Origin of the sequence: Escherichia sp. MOD1-EC5495 (genome assembly GCF_002965965.1) — a bacterium.
Taxonomy (GTDB): domain Bacteria; phylum Pseudomonadota; class Gammaproteobacteria; order Enterobacterales; family Enterobacteriaceae; genus Escherichia; species Escherichia ruysiae.
In genome coordinates, this window is record NZ_PTRI01000041.1 from 1 (window position 1) to 12,123 (window position 12,123).

The window sequence follows — 12,123 nt, forward strand, 5'->3', positions numbered from 1 at the left end:
AGGCCAGTAATGGGTTAAGTGATAACAGGTGTCTGGAAATATAGGGGCAAATCCAGTAAATGCCCTTACTGTCGCATTTTCATATCTGGCATTCTCAATTCCCAAGGAACAAATGCAACCAACACTGGCATCGCTCCAGCTTGAATCACTCAACCCCAAATGGTCCCAGCAACAACAAAATTCTTTCAAGTGGCTGGCGGTATTACTGGAAGAAAAATATGCTGGTGAAATTACCATTTCGGCGGAGTCTTCAGTGAACCAGTAATTCTTCCCGGCAGTTTTCCTTTGTAGGTTATCCACACACCCTGCGCCTCTAAAATTATGGGGCGCTTTTCCGGTGACTGCTCATCCCCTTCACATAACCCTGCAGCAACATCCAGGAAGACCTGTCTGATGCTCCTTCTGGCTGCTGCCTCATAAAACTCCAGCGCGGCACCTTCAACACGGTCCAGCGAGATGTCCAGGTCTAAAATTTCACCGTCAAAGCGTTTTTTGTCCCGTAACGCTAAAGTTACCGTAACTTTATTCTCAAAATTGCGGATCCCTTTCACAATCAGTTCATAGTTTTGAGTCATTGAATTACTCTCCCCGTGCAGCCTTACGCTTATCTTCTTTAATCTTGAAATAAAGATTTGTCAGATACGTCAACAGGCCAAACACCAGACTACCCAGCACACCTATTGCTGCCCACTGTGAGGGCGTGACTCTATCGAGCAACTGTAAAAACCAGTAGCCAGCACTGCCTGCGGAGGTGCCATAGGCGACACCTGTTGTTAACTTATCCATGGATTTCATAACCCCCACCTCGCAGATGCGGGCGCTGTGTAATGGAAACAAAAAATGGCCACCAGCGGCCCGTAAAAAACACCCCGTCAAAAGCACCGGCATCCGCAGATGCCCTTTGCGTGGCGTTATTTGATGCGCGCCAGGTGTGGCGCAAAGAAATGAAATAAGACTTATCGAAAATTAAGGTTAATTTGATGATTTAAACCACTTCTGAAGCTTAGTAGTATGAACATGTCCCCAGAAGGGGCCAATACTTATTATTCTTCATGGACTTTGTCCCGCGGTCTTAATCCGACGACCGCGCTACTTTTCACCCTCTCGCAAATTGCTATCTAAAGGACGTTGTCCCACGAGTATTCCTGTATGCTCGTGTCTTTTTTTGTCCTGAGAAAGGAATAAAAAAAACCGCCAGATATGGCGGTTGGTCAATGCAAGGGATGAATTTTTTAATTGTTATTAAACCGAGGCGTCGGGTGCCTCCCGAAGTATTCCGTGCTGCATGGATACTGTGGTTTCCCGCTAAACCGACTCTTTAAACCACCCTCGCACTGAGGAGCGCCTCTGTGGTGCTTTTACAACACCAAAATGATGCATCACCGACCCTGCCAGGAAATACAAAATCTCCACCGATAATGCACCATTCTGCTGCCGTAAAAAATTAGCACTGAGGCTACACCCGGCCTCAAATCATAGCCAGAGAACAGAATGCTTTTTCAAAACAACCTGCTCCCACGTAATAAAAAAATACGCCAGTGCCGTAATACAATAAGGCTTGTTTTAAATGCTGGAGCGGGTAGCGGGAATCGAACCCGCATCATCAGCTTGGAAGGCTGAGGTAATAGCCATTATACGATACCCGCATATGGTGCCGACTACCGGAATCGAACTGGTGACCTACTGATTACAAGTCAGTTGCTCTACCTACTGAGCTAAGTCGGCATTGGTTCTTCAGGGGAGCGATATCACCGAGCGATATCACCGAGCAAAGAAGAGTTCCCCCTCAGAACCGTTTTCGATGATACGATTTAATATTCCAATCGCAACAACACTTTGCGTCAAGCTATGTAAATTTATTTATGTATTTTTATTTTATGTGAACATTTCACCTTCACTTAAAATATACGCGACAATATATAAACAAATTTATTTTGAAGGCAATATTAAATGTCGTTTCTTATATCACACCATAATAACAACAAAACCCGCTTGATGGCGGGTTCTATTAAAGTTTAATTGCGCTTGATTCGCCTCGCGATACAGCTTTGCGAAGCGTAGCAAAATTGAAGCAGTTTACGCGTAAAAAATCAAGCCGTTTTTTGAGCGAATGATTCTCGCATGGGAATGTATAGCGCATACTCAGCAACGGCCAACCAATTAGCAATTCGCTTTTCGCATGTGCTAAAACACCACTCTGGGTGTGCATCATTTAGCAATTCAGCCATTTTGCGTTTGGTCATCCCCCGCCCCTCATACCGTTGCCGAAGGACGCTAATCAATCCTGGATGCTCTGCCAGCACCTCACTTATGACCCGATCAATACATAACGCCTCTGCATCAGTACAATGCGCCAGCCAGCTCTTTTGCTTGCCGTTGATCATCTCTCTCAAAAACGCTTCCAGCTCAGCTTTCTCTATTCCCGCTTTTTTCATTCTGCGCAGGGCTTCATTGATGGCTGTTTTCGTCAATTTTTTGGATGCCAACAACTGATTGAACATATTTCCTGACCTGCCACCGCCAATATACGACCAGCGCCCCCACATACGCAGTTTGCCCTGAATCCAGACACTTTCCAGCGTGGCGAGACGAAGGTGTTCTCCGCTTTTTCCTGTATTCGTTGGGTAAATCACAAATATCCCTCCTTTCTCCAGATTTCTTGTGTGCGAAAAACACCTTCTGCATGCATCAGGCGTAATTCTTCTTTGGTGTAATCGCTGGTTTTTACCCGCCCGTCGATTAGATCGTGGCATGAGCTACAGGCAATCGCCGCCTGCATATCGTGTGGTTTTGTCGCTATTCCGCACGTTCCCGCCAGTCGGTAATGCGCCAGCACAGACGTTTCCGGATCGTGATTGCAGTAGCCAGGAATTCTGACGGTGCACATCTGCCCCCGCGCCGCTTTACGTAAATCCACCATTACGCAAACTCCAGCAGCTGCGCGGCCACATTTTCGACTTGTTCCGGAGAGGAAAATTTACGGAACAGAATCCAGTTCCACAGCACATTCAGAACAGATTTATAAACCTGCTGAAACTCGGTTTCGTCCATATTCGCAAAAGCGATGGATTTCGCCCGACGCCCATGGCTACCGTCCGGATAAAAATGTTCGGTGTAAAATCCAGCCTGAATGGTTACCCACTCGCGAAAAGCCTCAAACGACTTTAGCAATGCCGTATCCCGAGTTCTGCGTGTCGCAACTGTATTCAGATATTGCTCTGCGGCATCACTCAGGGCTGGCGTGTGTTCCCGACCAACTGATTCGCACAGGTAATCAACGAAACCAGACAGCAGTTCTCGTTCGCGAGGCGTGATCGCCCCACCGACCGGAGTCCAGTAATCGAATCCCAGTTGCAGGAGTTTGAAAAAACGCTTGTGGAATGCGTAGTTACGCACACGCTTAAAGTCTGCGTGTATCCACTCACCTATTTTGATTTGATGCAGGAAATCGCAACTCTCCGGCGTCGCCGGGAGAAGTAAACCAGAAGAGGTTTGTTTGACCAGTTGTATATGCGCCATTTGTCAATCTCTCGATGGCGCAGTGCAGCAGATGCCAGTTGTTCAGGCCGACGTATAAAGTATAAATAAACTGATTCCAGTGTAAAGCCCCCACATTGATGGAATAAAAACCAAACAACAGATTGCTGGGATAAAAACAACGCTTATTATTAAAAGCGGTTAAACAAATTAAATTTTAATGTTATGCAAATCTACCAGATCACCATAATATCTCATTTGAAAACCACTGAAATAACAACCCTATCAGGATTAATCATATTAAGGTGAGTAAATATGGAAAACAACAAATCTGCACATTACGCTCCTTTTTTATCTGTAATACTTTTTGTTTTATGCTGTGCGTGGGCATTATTTTTATAAAAATATTTACAGATAAAATAAACCCGCCAAAGCTGGTTAAGTGTGGGTGCGTTGAGGATGCATAATACATCAGAGGTGGCGAGGGATTTCTCCCTCGCCCGGTCTCTTACTCCTCAGGTTCGTAAGCTGTGAAGACAGCGACCTCCGTCTGCCCGGTTCGGATTCGTACCTCGCAGAGGTCTTTCCTCGTTACCAGTGCCGTCACAATGACGGTTAAACAGATGACGATCAGGGCGATTAACATCGCCTTTTGCTGCTTCATAGCCTGCTTCTCCTTGCCTTTCGGCACGTAAGAGGCTAACCTACATGTGCAAAGCATGAAATTGGCCTCAGATTAATGTTAAGCGTCTTGCCGGACGCGTAATGTTAACTGGGGCTTTTCTCTATCTGCCTTTGGTGTTCATGCCCGAGGCAGATAGCCTCAAGCACCCGCAGCAATTCTACTTAACTCCCGTCACCTCGCCAATATAAAATCAATCAGAAAGGCGATCCATAAGAACAACAGCAAGACAATAAATTGCTATTACAGCAGCAATAGCCAGCGCACATTTGAGAACCAGCACGACAACCTCCTGTATTGGACGCACACCAGTCCTGATAAATATGAGGCTGTCTCGTCAGTGATTCAATACAACTATTGGGTATAGTTTATCTATTTTTTCTTTGGCAATGGAACACAACAGCCAAACATAACCAACACTTCTTCAGATGTATTAAGTCAGGCCCCAACCAGCATTTTGAGTAAGCAGTTCACTCAAATATGACTATCTGATTTGAGCGACGTGCGAACATTTACGATAGCTTCACTATGATTGATACATTCTGCAATCTCTTTGTCTCAGAAAGTCGAAAGTAGCTTAAGCTATATTATCAAGAGGATAATCATCACATTGAAGGTCGATACGTTACCTTCAATGTGACAATCTATTTATTATTGAATTTGCAGGTTTGTACGTAAGGAACCTGTAGATTCCTCATATAACTTAGATATATAATTAGACATATCATGGTTACTTCGTACTTTTTTATTGAATTTTTTCAGGTACTTATCAACCGTAGTGCTAAGTAGCCCTGAGTCGTCTGTAACGTGAGTTATCCCTAAATTAATCAAAACACCTAATTTATTTTTTTCCACTAAGCTATCAAATGCGGATTTATCCCCGAGCTCATTCAGTGTTGATGCTATGAAGAAACGTGCATAATCAATATGTTCACCAATTTCCTCATATTGTTCAATTTGAACTGACAAGTCTTCCAAGGCAGATTTGAAAAAATCATATGCGTAATTGTTACTTAAACACTTTGTGAAAATACAAAGAAGAGCTACTGGTGAAAACTCCTTCAGCGGGATGTCGGTATTTCCCTTGAGAATATCAACATATAATTTACCTGCATCTATATATGATAAAAGGACTCCCCTCGTTATTTTTTTATACGGAGTTAGATATGAAGCCAAATAAAAAGAACCGTTATAAAATAACCTTAAAAATCTTGTTTTATCGTTACTAGGTTTAAGTTCATTAATTTTATCAATAAGATATTCATTGTCTCTTAACAAACCAAAATAGAAGAAATAACTATTTGCCCAATAAATATCATAAATATTATCATTTATGTCTATTAGGCCACGCTTCCTAAGTCCTTCAGCGTAAAAATACTCCATGAATGATCTGTGTAGAAATGAGAACGTATTACTTCTAACATTAACTGTTGTTACTTCACTGCGATAAATTAGTCTTTTGAAAAGTTTGTCCTCATCAACATTCAAGTTTCTTTTGGCCAAATAATTTAAAAACATGTCCTGCACTTCTGAAATTGATATGCAGTTTAGAGAGTTATCCATCATAAATATCGCAATTTCTACTAATATATTACTTATTACATCATATTCTGTTTGCGATAATAATCCCTTAGATGTATCCCATCGTCCCAATACTATCTCACTGTATTTTGAGTATAGTTCTGTCATTGTAGATGGTAATTCTTTAATCTCATCAGAGAGTATTCTTGCCAGAAGAATAGCGCTCACTGGAGTCCTGGGAATGAACTTAAATAGTGGTGTTTTTTCTATACCATTTTTAAGTTTATTTGTTATTTTAATGTCATTGCAGATTTTATCTACAAAGTCGATTATTTGACCTGTGCTAAGTGGTATTATCGAGTATCTTGCAAACATCTGATCGATAACTTCATAGTCCTGAAGAGAATCCATAATTCTTGAAGCAACTAGTAATCGAATTTTATCATTCCTGGATACTTTCTCTACAATGTCCCTGAAGTTGTTTTGCCTTTCCTCAAGTGATTCCTTTACTTCATCCACCGAATCAACAATTAATAAAATATTCCCATCATGTTGTATTTTGTACTTACTTAACACACTTTGTATTATATTTTCAACATTAAGTTTTTTTTCTAGAACATCCTTGTATTGACAAAATACTGGAAGGATGTAGTCTTTTTCGTAAGAATATTCTTCTTTTATTTTTCTAATTAACTGTTTCAGCAAAGTACTTTTCCCAGAGCCAACGGTTCCCTCTAAAAAAATAAATCTCTCGGCTCTCACAACACTATACAGTTTTAACGGCCTGTGTCTGCGTTTTTTATGATCTTCCTTGCTTACATATCTATCAATAAGGTTATTTATGCCAACACTACCAAAAAAAGAGCTTTCAGGTGTATCACTTATGGTTTGCAATGTATCTGTTAAGTATTGTTCATAATTAATGGATTCGAAATCCCAAAACTCTGGGTAATATTTACTGATTAAAGAACATATTTTTTCACCCTCTATAAATTTTATATTTGTAGATTTGAATTTCAAGTAAATTTTTTCTTGAGCATTATTTGAGATCGATGAATTAGTAATAACCCAAATTTCATTCAAATGTATGTTCTTAGAGCCAGAAGAAATAAAGCGTGGATATAATTGACACTCTTCTATTTGTCGTTCAACCTCACTATTTGACTGAATTATCTTTCCAACTTTACAAATAACACCAATATATATTTCCTCGTCTAATGCCTCATCTCGTTTAATTATGACAAAATCAGCACCTTTTTCTGATGGTCCTTGCTTATATTCAACATGTGTAACAGTCGGCAAACGTGGTAGAAGCGCTCTTGGCACTGGATGGAAATCATCAACCTCACGTTGCAATGATTCTATTTTTCTTAAGTATTCTGGTTTCATTTGTTTACCTTAAACAGTATCCAAAAAAATCATTTTATATAACAATCATATTTCATACAATGTCAACTATTAGACTCTTTTTCAACATTATAAACCTATTATCAAAGACTAAGGCGACGGATTTCTCCGTCAGGTAATGACCAGATAAGGTCAGGATCAACCACAACCGGTTTCTTCACCTTTGCCCTTGATAGTTTTTTGCGGGCGTTTTGCCAGTCTTTACGAACCTGTTCTGAGGGAAATAACCCGTAACCAGAGTTGTATACATCACCGCTCGCAACCAATTCTCTGGCAAGAAGGTTCATCAGATATCTTGTCGCACCTGTCTTAGCTTCCAGTTGTCGTAACGTCTCGCGCCCACTCTGGCGCACGAGTTCAACAACCTGCCCTTTAATTTTTTCCCGCCCTTCTTGTGTAAATACTTTTGCCATAAGCGCCTCCGGCAATCACTTTTCCGATACAATACGGCGGGAAGAATCCGTAATCTGTCGAACAATATCCCGGTGCTTGTTCAGCTCCCGCAGCGCGGCGCAGACTCGCTCCCACTTCTGGACATGACTTTTCGCCCGACGCAATTCGCGGTTTGCCATATGCAGCGATGGTAAAACCAGGTCATCCGCTCGCGTTTCAGTAAACGATGGCAACGACTGCACAATATCAGCCACAGTTTCTGTTTTAATATCTTCCTGTGTTGCAGCTTCCTGTACTGGTAACGCAACACCTGCTGGCTGAGGAAAGGCTTTACCATCGGTTTCCGCTACCGATTCAACTTTCGGCTCTGCTGGTAAATTATCACCCGGTATGCAGTAACGAAATTTACCGTTCTGATTAATGCGAATCAGACGACCTTTGCTGATAGCCATTGCCAGCGTTGAAGCCACTTTGCGTGATGTGGTACCGAACAATGTAGCCAACTCATCAGCCGTTTGTGGTCCGCGTTGTTCAATCGTCGCGGTTAAATCGCACTCTGAGATTTTCGCTACTGTTGCTGTGGTGGTTTCTTCCGGCAGTTCTGCCTGCGCTGGCTGTTCCTGCTGAACGTTGTTATCAGCCACACGCCAGGTGTACGCGCTTTTATCAACAAAACCAGCCTTTTTCAGTTCCCATAGTTCGTTCAGCACTTCTTCACGACTGATATCAAGTCGCGCAGCAAGTTCTATGGATGTGGCTTTTCCCATTGCTTTCAGTGCGTCAAAAACAGTCTCCATTAAATTTTTCTCCCGGTAAAAATTACTTCGCAATTCCTGGCTGGACGACATTCGGACGCCAGCTCTCCCAGTTAAAATTCACCCATCGCCCGCCGTTCATGGTCATGCGATCCATAATCCGCTCGCCGAGCAATGTTTTCATGGCCTCATAGTTCAGGTTTGTCAGCATCCCCACGCTGCGCATCGACGCTGTCCGGCGATCAACAATCTGGTGCAGTACCACCTGCTCGTTTTTCGTCTCGCGCTGAATGCCAATTTCATCAAGAACCAGCAGATCCACTTCGCACAGTTCCCGCAAAAATTTTTCGCCTGACTGCCCATCGTCATAGCTGGCGTGCAGGGCACTCATAACATCAGCCACGGTAACCACAATCACTGTCTGACCGTCTTTCAGCAGGTGATTCCCGATAGCTGCCGCTAAGTGGTTCTTCCCGGTACCAGGTTTTCCGCTGAACGCAAAATTTGTACACCCGGTCATCAGTTCATCAGCGATGGATTTCGCCTGACTCAACGCGTATCGCTGCCCTTCGTTCTGCACCTGGTAATTCGAAAACGAGCATTTGCGGTGCAATGGCTGGATGCCAGAGCGATTCAGAATTTTTTCCACCCGCAACTGACGATTCTGACGGTTGATCTCCTCACAACGTTTCTGGCCTTCGGAAAGTTGCCACTCGCGCCACTCCGCTACCGTTTTGAATGGGGCGGTTACATGTGGCGGGGCCAGTCTACGGATACGTTCAAGAATGCCGCCTGCCGCAATATTTTTCATGGTCAGTTACCCCCTGAAGCCTGGCGGGATCGCACTATCCGGTAACGAGACGGTGTTAACCTGTCGGAGTAACGTCTCAGGTCGAACACCTTTTGGCGCGAACAAGCCCTGGTATTCATTGGCGATGCTGTGTCGAATCACCTGCTCAGGTGAAAAACCCTGCTGGCGGAATTTTTCCAGCTCCCGTATCGCCCCGTTAGCGCCCTGCTCCGTTCGAATCGGTTTACGCAATGCCTGGCGAAATTCAACCCACTCACGCCAAAGCGAGACAGAAATCCAGTTCGGCAAAGCAATATCCAGAGGGTCAAACTTTTTGACACCTCGATTCCCCCGGGGGGGATTTAGGGGGGGATCTTTTTTTAGATCTTTATCTGTATCTTTATTAGTTGCCTTTGTGTTGACATCATGTTCAAACACCACTTCAACATCTGTTTGAACACCTGTTAAATTTCTCTCTTGTTTTGTTTGAACATCTGCTTCCTTTCTGCTTCTTCTGGCCTGAACAGATGCTTTTCCTGCGGCTGATTTTTTGGTTAATTTTTCCCTGACTGATGCCAGATCTTCCTCAATCCGAAGATGCACTCATTCCTCGCCGTTATCGCAAAAAAACTCCTGCAAGGATGGTTCAACATCAGCCCATCGCTCGTTAGTCAGACGGGCAATTTTTGCCAGCCTGTTTTTAGGTATTGGCTTTCCTGTTTGCCAGTAATTGAACATCAGCAACAAATACGCACCATGCTCCTCTGCTGACAAATGCATGGTGTCAGCCAGGTAATCAGCTATGTACAGTTGCATGTATGGTAATGCGGCCATAATTGCCCCGTATGATGCTGCCCGGTTGCTTAGAATAAGCACAAACAGCATGGAAACTTTTGCTTAATGAACAATGACAGAATCGTCGGAAGACCCGCCGCCGCTGAAATGCGCTTTCCGGTAAACGGCCTGGACTGCATCATCATGCGCATCAATTGCCGTACTTAACGCTTCCTGCGCCGCCAGTAATGCACGGCGTTCCAGGGTATCGAAGATGCAGAGTCGGTGACGCAGCTCGCGCGGAAGGATTGCCAGAACCGCAGGGATCAGTTTCTGAATTTTTTCCCTTTGCGCTTTCGTTTCACCTTTCAACCAACGGTGATAGATATTCTGCTGATTGTTCCAGTCCTTGCCTGGTACCAGGGGCAATTCGCCGCCCCCCTGGCGCAGATATTCTTCAGTAATGGCATTGGCTACCCATGCCTGCCCTTTTTCAGCAGCCAGGGCTAACAACACTGATTCGATGTGCTCATGCTTGATTTTCATGAATCAACTCCCATCAGCTTTTTCGTAGTAGTTTTATTTTTGCCAATAGTTAAAATTGCATCGGCAGAAAATAATCCGTTTGATGCATGAGCGATTTTTTCAGCGTAATTTGTTTCGCCGGTATATTCTGTGCGAGGCAATTTTCCGTTATCCATCCATTTGTAGATTGCTCTTTGGCTGACACCACAAACGTCGGCCACAACAGAAACGCGAACAGTTTTGATTACATCTTCAAGTGTTTTCTGGTTCATATCACCCTCACAATGTGAACTTTGAGTACATGCTATAACAGAACTGACAGTACATTCAAGAGCGAATATCATTGAACTTATGGTTCATGAAGATAAAGCGCGTAAAGAGTTCGCCAGTAGGCTTGCGCTAGCCTGTGAAAACGCTGGTTATGAACAACATGGAAGGCAGGCAGAAATTGCCCGTCGAATGAAATTAACACCAAAAGCGGTTAGCAAATGGTTTAATGGCGAAACAATTCCTCGCCGAGAGAAATTAAGGGAATTAGCAACACTCATTGGAACAACACCAACCTATCTTTTGGGAGAGGATACAGAAGAAAGTGGACAGGTACGTTTCTATCAGGAGTTAAATCCAAGACAAAAAATCATCATTGACCTTCTGGACGAGCTCCCTGACAGTGAGACAGATGAACTTTTAAAAACTCTTGAGGAGAAAAAACAGAAGTACAATGCAATTTACGAAGAGTTAGCACGAAAGAAAAAACAAAAAGCCTCTTAAACCAGCATAAATCCGGTAGCGTCCCCCTCCGGGTTTGTGCTTCACTTTATCCCATCTCATTTTTTTACACACAGAATGTACTTAAAGTACTTTACAACAATGAACACAAAGTACATTATATACCTACCAACCCACCCCGCCCCACAGAACGCAGGGCAATACTTCGAGTTACCAGGCAGTGGTCAGGGGTTAAGTAGCCAGCCCGAGGCGTATGAACATGACGGCGGGATTCAAATTTTGCAGTGCAGCAGTTAGTTCCGCCACCCGGCGTTAAGGGGAGAGATAAGATGGTGCATTACGAAGTAGTTCAGTTTTTGATGGATTGTTGCGATATCACTTACAGCCAGGCTGTACAGGCTCTACGCAGCAACGACTGGGATCTCTGGCAGGCAGAAGCCTCTATCCGCAACAACAAAATGTGAGGTGCGAAAAATGCAAAAAATCGACCTCGGCAATAACGAATCCCTGGTGTGCGGCGTGTTCCCCAACCAGGATGGAACGTTCACCGCCATGACTTATACCAAAAGCAAAACATTTAAAACAGAAACAGGCGCACGTCGCTGGCTTGCCAGAAATACTTGCTAATCCATTATTTGGATTAATTCAATATTCTCGCTGTAGGGGTATAGCAGAAACCACCAAAGCCCGGAGGTGGTGAAGTAAAACCGGGCACAACACGAAGGCGCATTTCCGATATCCATAAAGAGTCGGTCTTGTCTGTTAAATTTAAATGGTGGGAGTGCGCCTCCGGTTGTGAATAACAACACTGCTGTGTGTAGTCTTGGCGGCATCAGTTTTTTCTTGAAGTTCGACTGATGTCCGCCCTTTTTAAAGTGAATTTTGTGATGCGGTGAATGCGGCTAAGCGCACGCGGCACAGTTAAAAGTCATGTTAGTCCTTATTGGTTTGGGTGGGAAAGCCGACTGTAATTGTTAACTGGTTGCAGTCACCTGGAGGCACCAGGCACCGCATCTGGATTTGCCCCTATATTTCCAGACACCTGTTATCACTTAACCCATTACTGGCCT

The 12,123-nt window shown here is 43.7% G+C and carries 15 protein-coding genes, 2 tRNA genes and 2 pseudogenes; 4 read left to right on the forward strand and 15 right to left on the reverse strand.

Features of this window, described 5'->3' with window-relative positions; all coding sequences use genetic code 11:
- Window positions 1-28 precede the first annotated feature (28 nt).
- Window positions 29-265 carry a hypothetical protein gene (locus tag BEG40_RS22220; protein ID WP_286135167.1) on the forward strand — a complete coding sequence of 79 codons (237 nt, stop codon included), beginning with the start codon at window positions 29-31 and terminating at the stop codon, window positions 263-265.
- On the opposite strand, the gene BEG40_RS21230 is transcribed toward BEG40_RS22220, so the two are convergent.
- The 15 genes and pseudogenes from BEG40_RS21230 to BEG40_RS21305 form a co-directional block, all read right to left on the reverse strand.
- Complete coding sequence (locus tag BEG40_RS21230) at window positions 231-575, reverse strand: YdfR family protein (RefSeq protein ID WP_000193293.1); 345 nt, start codon at window positions 573-575, stop codon at window positions 231-233. The genes BEG40_RS22220 and BEG40_RS21230 overlap by 35 nt on opposite strands.
- A gap of 4 nt (window positions 576-579) precedes the next feature.
- Window positions 580-795 (reverse strand): phage lysis protein EssD, encoded by a 216-nt coding sequence (gene essD / locus BEG40_RS21235; protein WP_000839599.1) that lies wholly within the window; start codon window positions 793-795, stop codon window positions 580-582.
- Between the two features lie 776 nt (window positions 796-1,571).
- Window positions 1,572-1,646 (reverse strand) — tRNA-Gly (locus BEG40_RS21240).
- A gap of 3 nt (window positions 1,647-1,649) precedes the next feature.
- Window positions 1,650-1,725 (reverse strand) — tRNA-Thr (locus BEG40_RS21245).
- A gap of 365 nt (window positions 1,726-2,090) precedes the next feature.
- Complete coding sequence (locus BEG40_RS21250; protein ID WP_000640107.1) at window positions 2,091-2,633, reverse strand: DUF1133 family protein; 543 nt, start codon at window positions 2,631-2,633, stop codon at window positions 2,091-2,093.
- Window positions 2,630-2,920, reverse strand: coding sequence for a DUF1364 domain-containing protein (locus tag BEG40_RS21255; protein WP_000228023.1), 291 nt, complete (start codon window positions 2,918-2,920; stop codon window positions 2,630-2,632). Before BEG40_RS21255 ends, BEG40_RS21250 begins: the two co-directional genes overlap by 4 nt.
- Window positions 2,920-3,519, reverse strand: a complete 600-nt coding sequence (locus tag BEG40_RS21260; protein WP_000940314.1) for a DUF1367 family protein — start codon at window positions 3,517-3,519, stop codon at window positions 2,920-2,922. Before BEG40_RS21260 ends, BEG40_RS21255 begins: the two co-directional genes overlap by 1 nt.
- Window positions 3,520-3,985: 466 nt before the next feature.
- Window positions 3,986-4,141, reverse strand: a complete 156-nt coding sequence (hokD, locus tag BEG40_RS21265) for a type I toxin-antitoxin system toxin HokD (RefSeq protein ID WP_000813254.1) — start codon at window positions 4,139-4,141, stop codon at window positions 3,986-3,988.
- 669 nt (window positions 4,142-4,810) lie between these two features.
- Window positions 4,811-7,069, reverse strand: coding sequence for an NACHT domain-containing protein (locus tag BEG40_RS21275; RefSeq protein WP_105286067.1), 2,259 nt, complete (start codon window positions 7,067-7,069; stop codon window positions 4,811-4,813).
- A gap of 113 nt (window positions 7,070-7,182) precedes the next feature.
- Window positions 7,183-7,500 (reverse strand): annotated as a pseudogene (locus BEG40_RS21280) (DUF977 family protein); the annotation flags it as partial.
- Window positions 7,501-7,515: 15 nt separating this feature from the next.
- Window positions 7,516-8,277 (reverse strand): DUF1627 domain-containing protein, encoded by a 762-nt coding sequence (locus BEG40_RS21285; protein ID WP_000450666.1) that lies wholly within the window; start codon window positions 8,275-8,277, stop codon window positions 7,516-7,518.
- 22 nt (window positions 8,278-8,299) lie between these two features.
- Window positions 8,300-9,046, reverse strand: coding sequence for an ATP-binding protein (locus tag BEG40_RS21290; RefSeq protein ID WP_000788768.1), 747 nt, complete (start codon window positions 9,044-9,046; stop codon window positions 8,300-8,302).
- 6 nt (window positions 9,047-9,052) lie between these two features.
- Window positions 9,053-9,910 (reverse strand): annotated as a pseudogene (locus BEG40_RS21295) (YdaU family protein).
- 12 nt (window positions 9,911-9,922) lie between these two features.
- Window positions 9,923-10,345 carry a toxin YdaT family protein gene (locus BEG40_RS21300; RefSeq protein ID WP_001610069.1) on the reverse strand — a complete coding sequence of 141 codons (423 nt, stop codon included), beginning with the start codon at window positions 10,343-10,345 and terminating at the stop codon, window positions 9,923-9,925.
- Window positions 10,342-10,596: a helix-turn-helix transcriptional regulator gene (locus tag BEG40_RS21305; protein ID WP_001072340.1), complete on the reverse strand. Its 255-nt coding sequence runs from the start codon at window positions 10,594-10,596 to the stop codon at window positions 10,342-10,344. The genes BEG40_RS21300 and BEG40_RS21305 overlap by 4 nt, the downstream gene beginning before the upstream one ends.
- Window positions 10,597-10,675: 79 nt before the next feature.
- Between BEG40_RS21305 and BEG40_RS21310 the strand changes: the two genes are divergently transcribed.
- The 3 genes from BEG40_RS21310 to BEG40_RS21325 all read left to right on the forward strand — a co-directional run bounded on the left by BEG40_RS21310 (window position 10,676) and on the right by BEG40_RS21325 (window position 11,680).
- The gene (locus BEG40_RS21310) at window positions 10,676-11,095 is read left to right on the forward strand and encodes a helix-turn-helix domain-containing protein (protein WP_000233320.1); all 420 of its coding nucleotides are present in this window, start codon (window positions 10,676-10,678) and stop codon (window positions 11,093-11,095) included.
- Window positions 11,096-11,382: 287 nt separating this feature from the next.
- On the forward strand, window positions 11,383-11,517 hold the full coding sequence (locus BEG40_RS22225; RefSeq protein WP_267478377.1) for a hypothetical protein: 135 nt from the start codon (window positions 11,383-11,385) through the stop codon (window positions 11,515-11,517).
- A 10-nt stretch (window positions 11,518-11,527) separates the two neighbouring features.
- A complete protein-coding gene (locus BEG40_RS21325) occupies window positions 11,528-11,680 on the forward strand; it encodes a DUF1391 family protein (protein WP_001169150.1) in 153 nt (50 codons plus the stop codon).
- The last annotated feature ends 443 nt before the right edge of the window (window positions 11,681-12,123 follow it).

Excerpts from the sequence above, each read along its gene's own strand:
- BEG40_RS21255 (WP_000228023.1), bottom strand. The coding sequence starts at position 2,920 with ATGGTGGATTTACGTAAAGCGGCGCGGGGGCAGATGTGCACCGTCAGA.
- BEG40_RS21230 (WP_000193293.1), bottom strand. The coding sequence starts at position 575 with ATGACTCAAAACTATGAACTGATTGTGAAAGGGATCCGCAATTTTGAG.
- hokD (WP_000813254.1), bottom strand. The coding sequence starts at position 4,141 with ATGAAGCAGCAAAAGGCGATGTTAATCGCCCTGATCGTCATCTGTTTA.
- BEG40_RS21285 (WP_000450666.1), bottom strand. The coding sequence starts at position 8,277 with ATGGAGACTGTTTTTGACGCACTGAAAGCAATGGGAAAAGCCACATCC.
- BEG40_RS21300 (WP_001610069.1), bottom strand. The coding sequence starts at position 10,345 with ATGAAAATCAAGCATGAGCACATCGAATCAGTGTTGTTAGCCCTGGCT.
- BEG40_RS22225 (WP_267478377.1), top strand. The coding sequence starts at position 11,383 with ATGGTGCATTACGAAGTAGTTCAGTTTTTGATGGATTGTTGCGATATC.
- BEG40_RS21325 (WP_001169150.1), top strand. The coding sequence starts at position 11,528 with ATGCAAAAAATCGACCTCGGCAATAACGAATCCCTGGTGTGCGGCGTG.
- BEG40_RS21305 (WP_001072340.1), bottom strand. The coding sequence starts at position 10,596 with ATGAACCAGAAAACACTTGAAGATGTAATCAAAACTGTTCGCGTTTCT.
- essD (WP_000839599.1), bottom strand. The coding sequence starts at position 795 with ATGAAATCCATGGATAAGTTAACAACAGGTGTCGCCTATGGCACCTCC.
- BEG40_RS21310 (WP_000233320.1), top strand. The coding sequence starts at position 10,676 with ATGGTTCATGAAGATAAAGCGCGTAAAGAGTTCGCCAGTAGGCTTGCG.
- BEG40_RS21260 (WP_000940314.1), bottom strand. The coding sequence starts at position 3,519 with ATGGCGCATATACAACTGGTCAAACAAACCTCTTCTGGTTTACTTCTC.
- BEG40_RS21275 (WP_105286067.1), bottom strand. The coding sequence starts at position 7,069 with ATGAAACCAGAATACTTAAGAAAAATAGAATCATTGCAACGTGAGGTT.
- BEG40_RS21290 (WP_000788768.1), bottom strand. The coding sequence starts at position 9,046 with ATGAAAAATATTGCGGCAGGCGGCATTCTTGAACGTATCCGTAGACTG.